The following is a 15,989-nucleotide window of genomic DNA, read 5'->3' on the forward strand; positions in this document are numbered from 1 at the left end:
GCCGCCCACCGTCACACCGGTGTCGTCCGGCCGCAGCGCGTCGGGCAGCGGCGTGGCCAGGCGCAGCTGGATGCGCGGGTGCGCCGTCACGCGGGCGACGAGGTGGGCCTGGGCGCGCCAGTCGCCGCGGGCCCACACGGTCACGTCGCAGCCGCGGTCGGCCAGGAACAGCGCGTTCTCGGCTGCGTTGTCGCCAGCGCCCAGCAGCAGCACGCGGCCGGCGGGCTGCGCGTCGCGGCGGGCCGTCAGCGTGGTGGCGTCCAGCACGCGCGGGTGCGGCACGCCGAAGTAGCGCGCCGGCCGCAGCAGCCGCAGGCCGGTGGCCACCAGTAGCGCCCGCGCCTGCACATGCTCGCCGGTGGCCAGCTGCAGCGTCCAGGCGCCTGCGGCGTGGCGGGCGGATTCGGCCGTGGTGGCGAGGCGCAGCGCGATGCCGGGCGTGGCCTGCACCTGGCTGGCGTAGCGCTGCGCCAGCTCGGCCAGCGCGCTGGCCGGCTGGCCCAGCACCCAGTCCTGGCGGAACGACAGCCCCCACAGCGCCGCACACAGCTGCGGCTCGCGCTCGACGAGCAGCGCCGTCAGCCCCAGCTGGCCCAGCCAGGACGCGGCGCTGCAGCCGGCGGGGCCGCCGCCGAGGATGGCGACGTCGACGCGGGTGGTCGGCAGGGTGTGGTCGGGCATGGGCGGGGGAGCAGTGGCGGCTGGCAAAGACCGCCATTGTCCCAAACTGCGCCTTCACCCCCTTGCCGGGGGGCCGCGGATCAGTAGGTGTACGTGAGCAGGACTGCGCCTTCCGGGGCCGTCTTGCGGCGCGCCAGCGGGCTCTTGCCGGCATCGCCCAGCAGGTGGCTGACGCCGCCGGTGGTCACCACGCTCCAGTGGTCGTCCACGCGGTGGGTCCAGGCCAGGTTCAGCTCGGTCTTGTAGAAGCCGGCCTTGGGCGTGAACAGCGCGTAGCCGGAGGCGGCCGACTGCGTGGGCGTGACGCCGAAGTAGGTGCGCAGGTACTTGCCGTCGCCGTAGCTGGCACTGGCGCTCAGCGACAGCGAGTCCTGCTTGCCCTGCAGCAGCGGCATTTCGGCGCCCAGGTGCAGCGCGCGGCCGTTCTCGCGCTGCGTCAGCGGCAGCTCCAGTGCGGCGCGCAGCTCGGCGCTGTCGCCCAGCTTGAAGCCGGCGCTGAACAGGCCCACGGCCGACGCCTTGACCTTGCCCATGCCCTTCAGCTCGTCGCTGCCGCCGCCCGTGCCCAGCACGTTGCGCTTCTTGTCGCTGCGCTCGCCGCGGGCGCCCAGGGCGGCGCTGAACTTGATGCCGTCCGCCTCGCTGCCCCAGCCGATGCCGCGCATCGTGCTGGCGAAGAAGCCGCTCTCGTGCTGGTAGTCCAGCAGTGGTGCCAGGCCCACCTGGTTTTCCTTGGAGCCGGCGAAGCGGGGCGACACGCCCACGCCGGCACCGACGGTCAGCGTGGAGGTCTTGGCGGGCGGCGCGTCGGCGGCGCTCGCGTTCACGGACAGGCCGGCCAGGGCCAGGGCGGAGAACAGCAGGCGGTACTTCATGGGTGTGACGTCAAACAGGCTGCGAAGGCATCCCGGTGACCCCCATGCTGCGGGCGCTGGCTAAAGCTTCCCTGGTCGCTTCATGAAGAAAGACTTAAGGCGCCAGCCCAGCAGCAGCGCGAGCAGGGCGCCGTAGACCGCCGGCTCGCCGAAGTTGTTCTTGCCGGCGCGCATCCAGATGAAGTGCAGCAGCGCGATGACGCTGACCGCATACACCGCCTTGTGCAGCAGCCGCCAGCGCGGCGCACCGAGCGCCTTGATCGCGCGGTTGAAGCTGGTGGCGGCCAGCGGCAGCATCAGGGCCCAGGCCGTGAAGCCCATCAGGATGAAGGGCCGCTTGGCGATGTCGGCGGCGATGGTGGCCACGTCCAGCCCCTGGTCCAGCCAGCCATAGGCCAGCAGGTGCAGTGACGCGTAGAAGAAGCTGAACACGCCCAGCATGCGGCGAAAGCGCGCCAGCGCCGCCAGCCCGGTCAGCTCGCGCAGCGGCGTGATGGCCAGCGTCAGCCACAGCAGCCGCAGCGTCCACTCGCCCAGTTCGCGGATCAGCTTCTCGGCCGGGTTGGCGCCCAGCTGGTTGTTGACCGCGCCATAGACCAGCGCGGCCAGCGGAGCCAGGCACAGCAGGAACAGCAGCGGCTTGGCGGCACGGCCGAGCAGTGCCGTCGTCAGTGCGCGTCGCATCGGCTCAGTAGTTCCTCTTCAGGTCCATGCCCGCGTAGAGCTGGCCCACCTGCGCCTCGTAGCCGTTGAACAGCAGCGTGGGCCGCTTCTTGGCGAACAGGCCGTCCTCGCCGATGCGGCGCTCGGCGGCCTGGCTCCAGCGCGGGTGCGGCACGTTGGGGTTCACGTTGGAATAGAAGCCGTACTCCTGCTGGGCGGCCTTGGTCCAGCTGGAGACGGGCTCCTTCTCGACGAGGCGGATCTTGACGATGCTCTTGGCCGACTTGAAGCCGTACTTCCAGGGCAGCGCCAGCCGCAGCGGCGCGCCGTTCTGGTTGGGCAGCACCTCGCCGTACATGCCGAACACCAGCATCGCCAGCGGGTGCATGGCTTCGTCGATGCGCAGGCCCTCGACGTAGGGCCAGTCCAGCACGCCCGAGCGCACGCCGGGCATCTGCGACCGGTCTGCCAGGCTGGTGAACTCCACGTACCTGGCCTTGGACGTGGGCTCCACCTTCTTGAGCACCTCGGCCAGCGAGTAGCCGACCCAGGGAATGACCATGCTCCAGCCTTCCACGCAGCGCAGCCGGTAGATGCGCTCTTCCATCGGTGCGAGCTTGAGCAGCGTCTCGATGTCCAGGCGCATGGGCTTGGCGCATTCGCCTTCCACGCTGACCGTCCAGGGCCGCGTCTTCAGCGTGTGGGCGCGTTCGGCGGGGTCGGACTTGTCGGTGCCGAACTCGTAGAAATTGTTGTAGGACGTGGCGTCGGCGTAGCTGGTGGGCTTGTCGATCACCATCGCGCCGGGCACTGCCGACCGCGCGCCGGGCAGCTTGGGCAGCTTGCCGCCACCCGGGGCGCCCTGGGCCAGCGCCAGCGGCGACGCGGCGGCCACGCCCAGGCCGGCGATGGCGCTGCGGCGGTTCAGGTAGACCTGCTGCGGCGTGATCTCGCTGGGCAGGGGCTCGTGGGGGAAGGGGGTCTTGATCAGCATGGAACTCTCGGCAGGTGGTGGGTGTGCGTCGCCCGGCTGGCGGCGCAACTTACACCGGCGCTGTGCGGGCTGCCCGAGGTCATGCGTAAAGCCGAGGGCCGGGTGGGTGGACGCTTCATGCCCGTTGACCAGCCGCGCGCGCCACGCCCTTGATTTGCATCATGGTCAAGGGTTAACCCTTGGTTCAAACTCGGATCGCTGCTTGAAACGGCCTTCACCAGAGGCCCCGCAGCGGAAAAACAGGAGAACCCTCATGTCCACGTATGTCGAAGTGCTGGTGCCCGCGCAGCCCTTCACCCCGCGCCTGGCCACCTGGCTGGGCGATGTCATCGACCTGATGCGCACCTGGCGTCAGGTTCACGCGCTGCACGCCGAGCGCTCCCGGCTGGCGCGCGAGGCGATGGCCTTGCGCCGGCTGGCCCAGGAGCTGGAGTCGTCCATGCCGAGCATGGCGGCCGACTTGCGTCGCGCGGCGGACGGCGCGTTCTAGCGCTGTCGCGCCGGCCGCGTTCAGGCGGCGGCGGTCAGCCGGGCGGTGATGAGCGCCAGTGAGCCCAGCGCGGTGGCCGGATCGCTGCCGTACTGGGCCTGCACGATGGCGCCGTCGACGGCGGTGGCCAGGGCCTCGGCCGTTTGCCGGCGCTGATCCGACGGCGGCAGCAGGGCGGCCAGGGCATCGGTCATTTCCTGCTTGTGCTGGCGGGTGACCTCCACGACGGCCGGCAGCACCGGCCCCAGCTCGCTGACGCCGTTGAGAAAGGCGCAGCCGCGGAAGTCGCCCAGCGCCTGGCCGCTGAACCATTCCTGCATCGCCGGCACGAGCGCCTGCGCGCCCGCGGCAGCGCCGCCGTGACGCGCCAGCGCCGCGTTGAACCACGCCATCCACTGCGCGTGGCGCAGGTTCAGGTACGCCAGGATGAGGTCGTTCTTGCTCGGGAAGTGCCGGTAGAAGGTCACCTTGGTCACGCCCGCCTCGGCGATGACGCGGTCGATCCCGGTGGCCCGCAGGCCCTCCGCGTAGAAGAGGTCATGCGCCGTGCGCAGGATGCGTTCTCGGGCCGGGAGGTCGGCGGTGCCGGTTTGCGTGCTCATGTTGAGACTATAGACAGGTCTGTCTACATGCGCCACAATCCGGCACGTAGACAGATCTGTCTACGTGCCGCCGGTCTGCGGCCCCTCATGACCTCCTCCTGAAAGCCTCCGCCATGGACACCCGCCCCCCGCTGCCTCCCTTCAGCCGAGAAACCGCGATCCAGAAGATCCGCCTGGCCGAAGACGGCTGGAACAGCCGCGACCCCGCACGCATCGTGCTGGCCTACAGCCCGGACACTGTCTGGCGCAACCGGGCGGAGTTCCCGCGCGGGCGCGCCGAGGCGCAGGCGCTGCTGGAGCGCAAGTGGGCGCGGGAGCTGGACTACCGCCTGATCAAGGAGCTGTGGGCCTTCGAGGGCCATCGCATCGCCGTGCGCTTCGTCTACGAATGGCACGACGACGCCGGCAACTGGTTCCGCAGCCATGGCAACGAGAACTGGGAGTTCGACGACCAGGGCCTGATGACGCATCGCCACGCGAGCATCAATGACCGGCCGATCAAGGCCGAGGACCGCAAGTTCCACTGGCCGCTGGGCCGCCGCCCGGACGACCACCCCGGGCTGACCGAACTCGGCCTTTGAACGACATGGGCAGCGCCGCCTGCCCGGCCGCCGGCTCCCGACGCCCGCTCGTCACGGGCTCACGCGGTGAGCCAGGCGGCCTGCACCATCGTCCCATGCAAGTTCCTGAACACCTCCCTCAGCGGCCGCCGGGCGCCGCCGACAACGGCATCCTGGCCCGCGTGCCGAGTCAGTTCGTGGCGCAGGCGGCGCGCACATTGCCCGATCCCGCCTGCACCCTGGACGACGTCATGTCCGTCGATATCGATGCCGCCTGGGCCGGGCGCGTGCGCCTGATGTTCAAGCGGCAGCGCTACTGCCGGCCGCGGGCGAAGGCGGCCTACTTCGCCTGGCACTGCGTCCACGCCGTGCCCGCGCCCACGGCGGGCCCCGACGAGCCAGCCGGCGGCACCGCGCAGGTTCGCGGCGAGCGGCCGCACGCGGACCGGGGTTGACGCTTGCCATCGTGCCCCCGCGGTGGCGCCGCACGCGGGCCGTGAGGGCGACCCGTGGCGCCGGGCCGGCGGGGGCCGCCCGGACGACGCCCGTTCGACGGCCGCACTGGCGGGCCGGCGCTCAGCCAGGCACGTGGCTGCTCAGCAGGCTCCGCACCTTCGTGGTGATGATGTCCACCGCCGGGCCGTTGGCGCCGTGCGGCAGGATCACGTCGGCATTGCGCTTGGTCGGCTCGATGAACTGCTTGTGCATGGGGCGCACGGTCTCCAGGTACTGCTGCACCACCGACTCGGTGCTGCGGCCGCGCTCCGAGATGTCGCGCTGCAGCCGCCGGATGAAGCGCACGTCCGAGGCCGTGTCCACGTAAATCTTCAGCGACATCATGTTGCGCAGCTTGGTGTCGTACAGCGCGAACAGGCCTTCGACCACGATCACGGGTGCGGGCTTCACGGCAATGGTCTGGCTGGACCGGTTGTCGGCCGCGAAGTCATACACCGGCATCTCGATCGCCTCCCCCTTGCGCAGCGCGGCCAGGTGCTGCGCCATCAGTGGCCAGTCAAAGGCATCGGGATGGTCGTAGTTCTGCTTGCGCCTGTCCTCCGGCGGCATGTGGGACTGGTCGCGGTAGTAGTCGTCCTGCATCACCACCGCCACGTTCTCCGTCCCGATGGCGGCCAACACCTGGCGCGTCACCGTCGATTTGCCGCTGCCGCTGCCCCCTGCGACACCGATGACGAAAGGCTTGTGGGAGGTTTTGGGCATGGGAGCGTGGGGCGGGTGTGAGCAAGGCCTGCCAATTTACAAGAGCTGGCGGGCAGGCCTGGGGTGGTGGTGGGCGCTGACGAGGCTGGAAGCCGAACTTCGAACCGAGGCGGGTTGTTGAGCGCTGCCGACCCGGAGGGGCCCTTCATCTCGCCGAATTGCTGAATCCGATGCGGTCGTTCGAAGCCCGGATATCGGCACATTCACTCAGACGGATTCCCCAAACTACTCCTCTTGATGCGTAACGCATTCGCATCCCGCATGGTCGCATTGCAAGTAAACGGGCTTGAGCTGTGACGCGAGGTAGACGCCTACGTAGATCAGGAGAGCCAAGGCGACTGTCATGACTCGGATTGTGTGGCGGCCCGAGAGACTGCCTATCGAAAGCAGACCTTGGCCGCCTGCCGCTCCTGGCCGACAGCGACCACCGCATCACCGACACCCGACGGTCCCCGCAGAGCGCGCCCCCCGACGCTCGAGCAAACTCTCTCAGTCGTCCGTGGCGACGATCCTGGTCACCTGAAATCCCGGCTCTCCGTCGGCAGCCGGCCCAGCCACGGATTGAGGTTCTTGAACCCCTGCGCCAGCAGGTGCCGCACATCGCCATCCCCACGCTGCCACACACCCTCCACCGCCAGCAGCCGGGCGCCGAGGATGGTGCTGCGGTGTTCCTCGTAGACCTTGGGCCAGACGATGACCTGCACGTTGCCGGTCTCGTCTTCCAGCGTGACGAACAGCGTGCCCTTGGCGGTCTGCGGCTTCTGGCGGCCGGTGACGATGCCGCAGGCCTTGGCGCGGCGGCCGCTCTTCACCTGGTCGAGCTGCCGGGCCGACAGCAGGCCGTCCCGCGCCAGGCGCGGCCGCAGCAGCGCCAGCGGGTGGCGGCGCAGCGTGAGGCCGGTGGCGGCGTAGTCCCACAGCACTTCCTCGCCCTCGGCGGCGGCGGGCAGCGCGAGGTCGTCTTCGGGCAGCAGGCTGCCCTGCAGCAGCGCCGGCATCGCGTGCAGTGCCGAGGCCTGCCAGACCTGCTGGCGGCGGTGGCCGGCCAGGCTGGCCAGCGCGTCGGCGGCGGCGAGGTGTTGCATGTCGGCCTGCGTGAGGCGGGCGCGGTGGGCCAGGTCTTGCGGGTGGATGAAGGGGCTTTGCGCGTGGGCCGCTGCGATGCGCAGGGCCGCCTCCGTGCCCAGGCCGCTGACGAGGCGCAGGCCCAGGCGCACCGCGGGCTGGTGCTCGCCGTCGCGGCGTTCCAGCGTGCTGTCGTGGTGGCTGTGGTTCACGTCGATGGGCCGCACCTCGACCTGGTGCCGGCGCGCGTCCTGCACCAGCTGGCTGGGCGTGTAGAAGCCCAGCGGCTGGCTGTTGAGCAGCGCGCACAGGAAGGCCGCGGGCTCGTGGCATTTGAGCCAGCTGCTGACATAGGTCAGCAGCGCGAAGCTGGCGGCGTGGCTCTCGGGGAAGCCGTAGCTGGAGAAGCCCTTGATCTGCCGGAAGATGCTTTCGGCGAAGGCGTCTTCGTAGCCGTTCCTGCGCATGCCGCTGACGACCTTGTCGTAGTACTTGTCGAGCACGCCGGGGCGTTTCCAGGCGGCCATCGCGCGGCGCAGTTCGTCGGCCTCGCCCGCAGAAAACCCGGCCGCGATCATCGCGATCTGCATGACCTGCTCCTGGAAGATGGGCACGCCGCAGGTGCGGTCGAGCGCGTCTTTCAGTTCATCCTTCGGGTACTTGATCTGGTCCTTGGTGAGCAGCCGGTTCTTCAGGTAGGGATGCACCATGCCGCCCTCGATGGGGCCGGGCCGCACGATGGCGACTTCGACGACCAGGTCGTAGTAGGTGCGCGGCCGCAGCCGCGGCAGCATGGACATCTGCGCGCGGCTCTCGATCTGGAACACGCCGACGGTGTCGGCCTTGCAGATCATGTCGTAGGTGGCCGTGTCGTTGTCGGGGATGGTCAGGTCGATGGCCGTGCCGCGCAGCGGGTTGACGAGGTCGAAGCATTTCCTGATCGCCGTGAGCATGCCCAGCGCCAGCACGTCGACCTTCATCATCTTCAGCTCGTCGATGTCGTCCTTGTCCCATTCGATGACGCTGCGGTCCTTCATCGTCGCGTTCTCGATGGGCACGAGCCGCTCCAGCACGCCGGCCGTCAGCACGAAGCCGCCGACGTGCTGGGAGAGGTGGCGCGGCAGGCCGTTGAGCTGGCGGCCCAGCGTGATGAGCTGCTGCAGGCGCGGGTCATCGCCGGGCAGCCCCAGGCGCTGAAGCAGCGCGGCGCGGTGATCCTCGGGCAGCACCTGGCCAGGCCAGCCGCTGTGGTCCTTGCTCATCACCTCCAACTGCTGTTCGCTGAAGCCCAGCGCCTTGCCGACATCTCGGATGGCGCTCTTGGGGCGGTAGCAGATGACGACGGCCGTCAGCGCGGCGCGGTCGCGGCCGTACTTGTCGTAGAGGTGCTGGATGACCTCTTCGCGGCGCTCGTGCTCGAAGTCGACGTCGATGTCCGGCGGCTCGTTGCGCTCGCGGCTGATGAAGCGCTCGAACAGCAGCGTCGATCGATCCGGGTCCACCGACGTGACGTGCAGGCAGTAGCAGACGATGCTGTTGGCGGCCGAGCCGCGCCCCTGGCAGAGGATCCCGATGCTGCGCGCGAACGCGACGACATCGGCGACGGTCAGGAAGTAGTGCTCGTAGCCCAGCTCCTCGATCAGCTCGAGTTCGTGCTCGATGCGGTGCTTCCACTTGTCGGGCACGCCGCCCAGGCCGTGCTCGTTCCACGGCCAGCGCTTCTCCGCGCCGGCATAGGTGAGGTGGCGCAAGTGCTGGCGTGGTGTCACGCCGGCAGGCACGACCTCGCTCGGGTACTGGTAGCGGATCTCGTCGAGGCTGAACGTGCACCGCGCCGCCACCTGCAGCGTCTCGGCCATCAGCTCCGCCGCGCACAGCTGCGAGATGCGGTAGCGGCTGCGCAGATGCCGCTCGGCATTGGGCTGCAGGTCGAACCCGCATTCGGCCACCGTGCGGCCCAGCCGCGTGGCGGTCATCACGTCCTGCAGCGCCTTGCGCGAGCGCACGTGGAAATGCACGTCGCCGGCGGCGACGAGCGGCAGCGCGGTGGCGTCGGACAGCGACTGCAGCCGCTGCAGCCACAGCGCGTCGCTGGCCTCGCGCAGCAGCTCCACGGCCAGCCACGCGCGGCCGGCAAAGTGGCGCAGCACCCAGTGCGCCGGCGTCATCAGGTCGGCGTCGCTTGCCTCGCGCGGCAGCACGAGCAGGGCCAGGCAGTCGGCCAGCTTCTCGGGCGCGAGCTGGCGAAAGTAGAGCGTGTACTCGCCCTTGACCGGGCTGGCGCGCCGCAGCCGCGTGATGAACTGGCTGAGGTTGCCGTAGCCGTTGAGGTTCTGCGCGATCAGCACGAGCTTGAAGCGCGGCGTGCCGGTGTCGTCGCGGACGAGGAACTCGCTGCCGATCAGCAGCTTCATGAGCTGCGGCTGCTCGATGCCGTCGACCGGTTCGCCGGCCTCGGTGGCAGCCTCTTTCAGCGCGTGGTGCGCCGCCTCGCGCATCTCGCGCAGCTGCTTGTGCGCGCGCACGACGCCGGCCAGCGAGCATTCGTCGGTGATGGCCAGCGCCTCGTAGCCTTGCGTGACGGCGCGCTCCACCAGCTCGGCCGACTCGGACGCGCCGCGCAGGAAGCTGAACGCCGTCAGGCAGTGCAGCTCGGCGTAGCGCGGCAGCTCGCGAGGCGGCGGCTCGCCGGGCCGGGCGGTTGGGCGCGGCGCGGCCGAGGTGTCGAACGCCTGCGCGTCGGCCACGCGGCGCATGTCGGCGTCCGACGCGAAGCCGAGCCGGCGCAGCTCGTGCAGGTGCTCGTCGCGGTCGGACTGCGGCGGGCTCATGCGAACACCCCGTGCAGGAACCAGCCCGACGCGTCGGATTCGGTGGCCGACAGCCGCTCGTGATAGACCCACAGCAGCCCGCGCGCCGCGCTGCGGTAGACGTAGTAGTCGCGCGTCTGCAACTGGCCCGGGCCTTCCCACCAGCCGGCCTCGATGCGGTGCGGCCCGCTGATGCGCGCCAGCGCACCGGCGTAGACGGGCTGCTCCCGCGCATCGCAGCGCAGCGGCAGCGGCGGCTCCACCAGCCAGGTGGGCTGCGGCCCGGGCGGCTGGCGCACGGGCGGCGACGCGGGCGCGGGCCAGGGCTGCCAGCGCTGCATGCGGTCCAGCCGGTGGTCTTCGTGCAACCGGCCTTCGCAGACACGGCCGGCACCCAGCCGCACCGACAGCCGCTCCAGCAGCGCGTGCGTCGTCGCACGCTCGGCCGGGTCGGACGGGCCGGGCAGCAGGCTGTGGCTGCCTTCCTGCAGCGGCAGCACCGTGTCGGCGCTGAGCGTGATCTCGCCGGCCGGTGCGGCCAGCGTCGTGCGGGCCAGGTGCTCGCCCAGCAGCCGGGTCAGCCGCGCGAGGTCACGCGTGGTGTCGGCGGTGGCCAGCGTCAGCTCGCCGCTGCCGGCCACGTCGCGGGCGCACATCGCGTCGTGCTGCCAGGCCAGCCGCAGCGTGCGCACGCCGGCATGGCGCGCGGTGAGAAAGGTGCAGAGCTGGCGCAGCAGGGTCTCTGCAAAGCTCAGCAGCACGGGCGCGTGCTCGACGCGCCAGGGCAGCTCCAGCCGCGCGTCGAAGCGGTCGGGCAGCGTCAGCCAGTCATGTGCTTCGGGCAGGTCGCCGTAGGCCCGGTCCAGTGCCACCAGCAAGGCGGGGCCGAAGCGCCTGGCCAGCGCCGGGCGCGGCAGCCGGCGCAGCTCGCCCAGCTGCGTGCAGCCCAGCCGGGCCAGCATCGCGTGGTGCGCGTGCGCGGCCGTGAGGGCGGCCAGCGGCAGGGCGTCCAGCCGGTCGGCGAGCCGGCCCTGGCGGGGCGCGCCGGGGCTGCGTGCCAGTGCCAGCGCCGCCAGCGCGGTGGGCGCCCAGGCCATCGCGCCCAGCGCCAGGCCGGCCTGCGCAGCGTCGGCCTGCAGTCGCAGCCGCAGCGCGCGGGCGCCGCGGAACAGCCGCAGGCTGGCCGACACCTCGGCCACCACCGCCTCCTCCAGCCGGGCGACGCGGGGCGTGAAGCTCAGCGCCAGCCAGGCCAGGGCGTCATTCCCCGCTGCATCAGGCGTGCAGCACAGCGCGAGCCAGCGCATCGGCGCGCTCCAGCGGAGGGGACGCCGGCGCAGGGGCGGGCGAGGGCGCCGGGCCCGGTGCCGGCAGGGGCTTGCGCTTGGCGGCCGTCAGCAGCGGCTCGACCGCACCCGGCACAGCGGGCAGTTCCAGCCAGCCCTCGTGCGCCGGGCCGCGGCGCTTGAGCAGGTGCACGTTCAGCGCCCAGCCGTCGCCCGGTTGCACGACGAGGCGCAGCGGCGCGGCCGAGGACTGCTGGCCCGCGCGCTCCGGCCGCACGAGGAAGGCGGGCGCGTCGGAGCTCAACGCGCTGACCTGCAGCCGCCGGATCTGCTCCGGCCGCGCCTGGGGCAGCCAGGCCAGCACGGCCACGCGCGACTTGATGGCCTGCTCCGCGGCCCACAGCGCTTCAGCCGGCGTGGCGGCATCCACCCAGATCAGCGCGGACGGCGGCAGCCCCAGCGCCTGCAGGCCGGGCAGGTGCGGCGCGTGTGGCGGGTTGATGAGCAGCAGCGAGCGCAGCGCGGGCTCGGCGGCACGCGCCCGGCGGCCCGGCGCGGCGGCGGGCAGCGCCTGGCCGGCCCACCAGCGCTGCAGGGCCGGCGCCAGCAGCCGCCACTCCAGCACGCCGAACTGCGGCGTCAGCAGCTCGGTGACGGCGCGCAGCGGCCAGCCACCGCCGGGCAGCTCGCCGTCCAGCGCGGCAAAGCCGCTGGGCAGCGTCGGCGTGGCGGCGGCGCCCAGGCTGCTGCCACGCCACAGCCGGCCTTGCAGCAGGGCTTCCAGTGAGGGCTGGCCCGGCGGCGGATGGCCCGGCGCGGGTGGGCTGGCATAGGCGGTGGCGGGAGCGGACAACATGGCCGTGCAGACGGAAAACGGAGACAACGGGGGAAGAAAGCGGAGCCTGGATGAGACCACAATACTGTATACATATCCAGTATTTTCCGACTATCCACCTCGGTCGCCCGCTAGCATTCCTGTCCTGGGTGCCGCGCGTCGCCCGCGCAACTTCCAGGAGATTTGCCGATGCCGATGAACGACTACCTGGTGCTGTCCCGTGGCCAGTGGGACGAAGACGCCAGCCCGCAGGCCGTGCAGGCGGCCATCGATGCGTTCTACGTCTGGTACGAGCGGGGCCTGGTCGAGGGGCGGCTCAAGCCCGGCAGCCGGCTGGAGCCGGGCTGCCGCGTCGTCGCCAAGGGCGGGCTCATCACCGATGGCCCGTTTGCCGAGACCAAGGAGTGGGTGGGCGGCTACTGGTTCATCGTCGCCGAGACGCTGGCGCAGGCGGCGGCCATCGCGGCCGAGAACCCCTGCCTGCAGTTCGGCCTGACGATGGAGATCCGCCCGCTGGACGGCACGCGTGCCGACGTGACGGTGGCGACCAACGAGACGCCGGCGACCTGGCGTTAGGGGTGGTGAGGCGTCAGGCGAACCCGTCGCCGTCGAAGTTCACCTCGTCCTCGTCGCGCGCCAGCGTCGGCGGCGCGTCCTTGGGGCGCATGGCCTCCAGTTGCTCGCGCAGCTTGGCCACCTGGTCCAGCCAGTAGTTGGGCGAGCCGAACCACGGGAAGGCCAGCGGGAAGGCCGGGTCGCCCCAGCGGCGGGCCAGCCAGGCGCTGTGGTGGATCATGCGCATCGTGCGCAGCGGCTCGATGAGGCGCAGCTCGCGGTCGTCGAACTCGGCGATCTGCTCGTAGCCGTCCAGCACGGCGTTGAGCAGCTGGCGCGCGGCATCGGGCTCGCCGGGCAGCAGCATCCACAGATCCTGCACGACCGGGCCCATGACGGCGTCGTCCAGGTCGACGAAATGCGGCCCGCGGTCGGGCGTCCACAGGATGTTGCCGGGGTGGCAGTCGCCGTGCAGGCGCGTCAGCGGCAGGTCCGGCAGGCTGTCGAAGGCGGCCTGGATGCTGTCGATGCAGCGGCGCGCGGCGTCGTCCCAGCTTGCGGCGATCTCGGGCGGGATCGCGTCGTTCTGCATCAGCCAGTCCCGCGCCGCCTGGGCCGGCGCGGCGCTGGCCCAGGACAGCCGCGCGGTGAACGGCCGCTGGCGACCGACGCCGTGCAGCCGCGCCAGCAGCCGGCCTATCCAGCGCAGCACCTCGGGGTCTTCCAGCTCCGGCCCGCGCCCGCCCTGCCGCGGCGTGACGGCCAGGCGCTGGCCCTGGTAATGGAACAGCGTGGTGCCGCCGTCCAGCACCCACGGCGCGGCGACGGGCACCTCGGCGGCGGCCAGTTCGGCGGCGAAGGCGTGCTCTTCCAGAATCTGCGCGTCGCTCCAGCGGCCCGGCCGGTAGAACTTGGCGACGCCCACGCCGCGGCCGGGGCGGTCGTCTTCCAGGTGGACCTGCAGCACGCGGTTCTCGAAGGAGTTGAGCTGCAGCATCCGGCCGTCGGCGCGCAGGCCGGCGGCGTCCAGGGCGTCGAGCATGAACTCCGGCGTCAGGTCGCCGAAGCTGAGGTCAGGGGTCGCGTGGTGCATCCGGCGAGTGTCGCCGGGATGGGGGCCTGCCAACCCCAGGGCAATGGGTCGCGTTGTGGCCAGAAAGCCCGCGAGCAAGGCGCAAAGCGGAGCCGGGTTGGACACCCGGCGAGCATTTGCAACGCCGCGCGCGGGCTCTCTGACCACAACCCGAAGGGAACGCCCGCCGCCAGGGGCCACTCGGCGTTACGCCACTTGCCCGCACACAGGTGCTGGCGGCGCGCCGCGCCTTGATTGGCCCCGGGCGGCGGGCGTTCGCGACCCATTGCCCTGGGGTTGGCAGGCCCTTAGCGGCGGCGGGGGCGCTCGGTCGCGTAGCGCGGCGCGTCGACGACGACGCCCACGATGTCGTCCATCATGGCTTCCTCGTCGGCATCGTCCAGCACCGGCAGCGTGCGCGGGTTGAAGCGCGCTGCATCCAGCTGGCGCTGCGGTGCGCGGCGCTCGGCCGGCGGGCGATGCGGGTAGGGCGACTGCGCCCGCGGCTGGCGCGGCTCGGCATAGCCCGGTGCCTCGTTGCCGCCGAAGACGCCGGCGTCCTGCCACAGCGGCAGCGGCTGCGAGAACTGGCCCCAGTCGCTGCCGAACTCGTCGTCGCTGGCGCGGCGGCGCGGCAGCGCGGCGGTGGCGGGCGGCGCCGGCAGCGGGCCGCGCGGGTTGCTGCCCTGCGGCACCAGCAGCTGCAGTTCAGCCACGCTGGGCAACTGGTCCATTGCGCAGCGCAGGTAGCGCACGCGGCAGGCCGACAGCACGGCATGCTTGATCTGCAGGCTGCGCGGCGTGACGCCGCGCTCGCCTTCCAGGTCGATCGCGGCCAGCACGCGGCCGTTGGGGCTGCAGACGGCAAACGTCACGTGCGAGGCGCCCAGCAGGTCGAACCAGTAGCGCACTTCCTTGGCCTCGGTCGGCTGGCAGAAGCGCACCAGCGGCAGCTTGGACAGCACGACGTGGTGGGGCAGCGCCTCGCGCAGCAGCCGGAAGACACGCCGCTCGTCGGTCGTGAACACGGGCCTTGCCGTGAGCGACCACTCTCCGGGAAGGCCCTTGTTGGCGTAGGCCGGCCGCCGCAGCGCCCAGACCAGGCTGATGGCCAGGCCCAGCACGCAAACAGCCAGCGCGGCGATCCAATAGATGGCGTACGGCATGTCCCTCGGGGAGTTCTGCGGCATCGCCGACAGGCTCGCGGCGCATTAGTAGATCAATGTAGCGTAATCAAGGGACAGGCCATTACTCGTTAGCCCCCGTTCCCCCGGGCTGAGGGGGAGCGGGCCGCGTCACTTATTCCTTGGCGGCGCGGCCGGACGCGTCGAAATGAGCCTTGACCTCAGCGACGCTGTCGACGAAGTCGTTCAGCACGCGGGCCTGGCGCTTGAACTGGAAGTCCAGTTCGCCCAGATGGCGCTCCAGTGCCTGCTCGACCTGCGATCCGAACGAGTCCGGCGGCAGGCGCAGGTAGGCGGCGGACTCGCTGCCGTCGCGCTCGACGACGGCGCCGGCTGCCGTGGCGATGCGCAGCATCGGGCGGTTCTCGCTCAGCGCGTGGATGAAGAGGGTATCGATGCCGCGGTTGCGGGCGTGCAGCCCGGCGGTCTCGAACAGCCGCCGGCCCAGGCCGCGGCCGCGCGACTCGGGCAGCACCGACACGCCGAACTCGGCCATCGTGCGGGTCGGGTCGCCGGGCAGGGGCTGCCCGTAGGCCAGGTGGGCCAGCGCCACCAGCTTCAGGCTGCGGTTGAAGATGCCCAGCACCTCGTCGCGGGCGAAATCGAGCGACAGCGCGTACTTGCGGATCTGCTCGTCCGACGCCGCATAGCCGAAGCGCAGGTAGCGGTCCCGCGCGTCCATCGCGAACAGGTGGTCGATGATGCGGCGGCGGTGGCGGCGGGCCAGCGAACGGATGGGCACCCAGGTGGCCAGCCGCTCCAGCGCCGCGCGTGCGGTGGCCAGCGGGCCGGTGCCGGCGTCGGCGGGGGGCTCGACCGGCGGCACGGGCGGCGGCGGATGCGGGTCCGGCCCGAACGCCGACAGCACCTCGTCCCAGCCCGTGGCCGGTGCGGCGGGTGGTGTCGTGGGGGCGGGCTTGCGGGGCATGGCGGGTGATCCTGTGCGGAGGTTAACGCGGCGGCGGGTTCCAAACCATGGGCTTCGCTGCTACACTCGTCGGCTTTTCCGTCAAAGGCTGCGGGAAAGAAACCAGTTGAGAGGCTGTGCAACAGACACAGCACCGAGGCCGGTCAGCAGTTTCAGCCATTCATCGCCGGC

At 71.3% G+C, this 15,989-nt stretch carries 15 protein-coding genes and 1 pseudogene; 4 read left to right on the forward strand and 12 right to left on the reverse strand.

Translation table 11 applies throughout. The features are described 5' to 3' along the window. Positions 1 to 126: 126 nt before the first annotated feature. The 4 genes and pseudogenes from AC1Q7O_RS00545 to msrP form a co-directional block, all read right to left on the reverse strand. A pseudogene (locus AC1Q7O_RS00545) lies at positions 127 to 681 on the reverse strand (FAD-dependent oxidoreductase); the annotation flags it as partial. 80 nt (positions 682 to 761) lie between these two features. After that, entirely contained in the window at positions 762 to 1,556 is a 795-nt protein-coding gene (locus AC1Q7O_RS00550; RefSeq protein ID WP_492660215.1) for a MipA/OmpV family protein, read from the reverse strand. 60 nt (positions 1,557 to 1,616) lie between these two features. Next, entirely contained in the window at positions 1,617 to 2,240 is a 624-nt protein-coding gene (gene msrQ / locus AC1Q7O_RS00555; protein WP_492660214.1) for a protein-methionine-sulfoxide reductase heme-binding subunit MsrQ, read from the reverse strand. Positions 2,241 to 2,244: 4 nt separating this feature from the next. Beyond that, entirely contained in the window at positions 2,245 to 3,213 is a 969-nt protein-coding gene (msrP, locus tag AC1Q7O_RS00560) for a protein-methionine-sulfoxide reductase catalytic subunit MsrP (RefSeq protein ID WP_492660213.1), read from the reverse strand. Between the two features lie 253 nt (positions 3,214 to 3,466). Here msrP and AC1Q7O_RS00565 point away from each other — a divergent pair, with 253 nt between their 5' ends. Next, on the forward strand, positions 3,467 to 3,703 hold the full coding sequence (locus AC1Q7O_RS00565; protein ID WP_492660212.1) for a hypothetical protein: 237 nt from the start codon (positions 3,467 to 3,469) through the stop codon (positions 3,701 to 3,703). Positions 3,704 to 3,723: 20 nt separating this feature from the next. Here AC1Q7O_RS00565 and AC1Q7O_RS00570 read toward each other — a convergent pair whose 3' ends face one another. Then, positions 3,724 to 4,305 (reverse strand): TetR/AcrR family transcriptional regulator, encoded by a 582-nt coding sequence (locus AC1Q7O_RS00570; protein ID WP_492660211.1) that lies wholly within the window; start codon positions 4,303 to 4,305, stop codon positions 3,724 to 3,726. Positions 4,306 to 4,418: 113 nt separating this feature from the next. Between AC1Q7O_RS00570 and AC1Q7O_RS00575 the strand changes: the two genes are divergently transcribed. Both AC1Q7O_RS00575 and AC1Q7O_RS00580 read left to right on the forward strand, forming a co-directional pair. Then, positions 4,419 to 4,886: a nuclear transport factor 2 family protein gene (locus AC1Q7O_RS00575; RefSeq protein WP_394512820.1), complete on the forward strand. Its 468-nt coding sequence runs from the start codon at positions 4,419 to 4,421 to the stop codon at positions 4,884 to 4,886. A 95-nt stretch (positions 4,887 to 4,981) separates the two neighbouring features. After that, on the forward strand, positions 4,982 to 5,320 hold the full coding sequence (locus AC1Q7O_RS00580; RefSeq protein WP_492660210.1) for a hypothetical protein: 339 nt from the start codon (positions 4,982 to 4,984) through the stop codon (positions 5,318 to 5,320). 121 nt (positions 5,321 to 5,441) lie between these two features. Here AC1Q7O_RS00580 and udk read toward each other — a convergent pair whose 3' ends face one another. The 4 genes from udk to imuA all read right to left on the reverse strand — a co-directional run bounded on the left by udk (position 5,442) and on the right by imuA (position 12,100). After that, positions 5,442 to 6,083: a uridine kinase gene (udk, locus tag AC1Q7O_RS00585; RefSeq protein WP_492660209.1), complete on the reverse strand. Its 642-nt coding sequence runs from the start codon at positions 6,081 to 6,083 to the stop codon at positions 5,442 to 5,444. A 515-nt stretch (positions 6,084 to 6,598) separates the two neighbouring features. Continuing rightward, positions 6,599 to 9,979 carry an error-prone DNA polymerase gene (locus AC1Q7O_RS00590; RefSeq protein ID WP_492660208.1) on the reverse strand — a complete coding sequence of 1,127 codons (3,381 nt, stop codon included), beginning with the start codon at positions 9,977 to 9,979 and terminating at the stop codon, positions 6,599 to 6,601. Continuing rightward, on the reverse strand, positions 9,976 to 11,265 hold the full coding sequence (locus AC1Q7O_RS00595) for a DNA polymerase Y subunit UmuC family protein (RefSeq protein ID WP_492660207.1): 1,290 nt from the start codon (positions 11,263 to 11,265) through the stop codon (positions 9,976 to 9,978). Before AC1Q7O_RS00595 ends, AC1Q7O_RS00590 begins: the two co-directional genes overlap by 4 nt. Further along, positions 11,234 to 12,100: a translesion DNA synthesis-associated protein ImuA gene (gene imuA, locus AC1Q7O_RS00600; RefSeq protein ID WP_492660206.1), complete on the reverse strand. Its 867-nt coding sequence runs from the start codon at positions 12,098 to 12,100 to the stop codon at positions 11,234 to 11,236. Before imuA ends, AC1Q7O_RS00595 begins: the two co-directional genes overlap by 32 nt. Positions 12,101 to 12,268: 168 nt before the next feature. Between imuA and AC1Q7O_RS00605 the strand changes: the two genes are divergently transcribed. Further along, positions 12,269 to 12,655: a YciI family protein gene (locus tag AC1Q7O_RS00605; RefSeq protein WP_492660205.1), complete on the forward strand. Its 387-nt coding sequence runs from the start codon at positions 12,269 to 12,271 to the stop codon at positions 12,653 to 12,655. A gap of 13 nt (positions 12,656 to 12,668) precedes the next feature. Here the strand turns inward: AC1Q7O_RS00605 and AC1Q7O_RS00610 are convergent, their stop codons facing one another. The 3 genes from AC1Q7O_RS00610 to AC1Q7O_RS00620 form a co-directional block, all read right to left on the reverse strand. Continuing rightward, positions 12,669 to 13,727, reverse strand: coding sequence for a serine/threonine protein kinase (locus AC1Q7O_RS00610; protein WP_492660204.1), 1,059 nt, complete (start codon positions 13,725 to 13,727; stop codon positions 12,669 to 12,671). Positions 13,728 to 14,014: 287 nt separating this feature from the next. Next, positions 14,015 to 14,872 (reverse strand): DUF2726 domain-containing protein, encoded by an 858-nt coding sequence (locus AC1Q7O_RS00615; RefSeq protein WP_492660203.1) that lies wholly within the window; start codon positions 14,870 to 14,872, stop codon positions 14,015 to 14,017. 133 nt (positions 14,873 to 15,005) lie between these two features. After that, positions 15,006 to 15,818: a GNAT family N-acetyltransferase gene (locus AC1Q7O_RS00620; protein ID WP_492660202.1), complete on the reverse strand. Its 813-nt coding sequence runs from the start codon at positions 15,816 to 15,818 to the stop codon at positions 15,006 to 15,008. Between the last annotated feature and the right edge of the window lie 171 nt (positions 15,819 to 15,989).

Source organism: Roseateles sp. GW823-FHT07B05 (assembly GCF_058794515.1).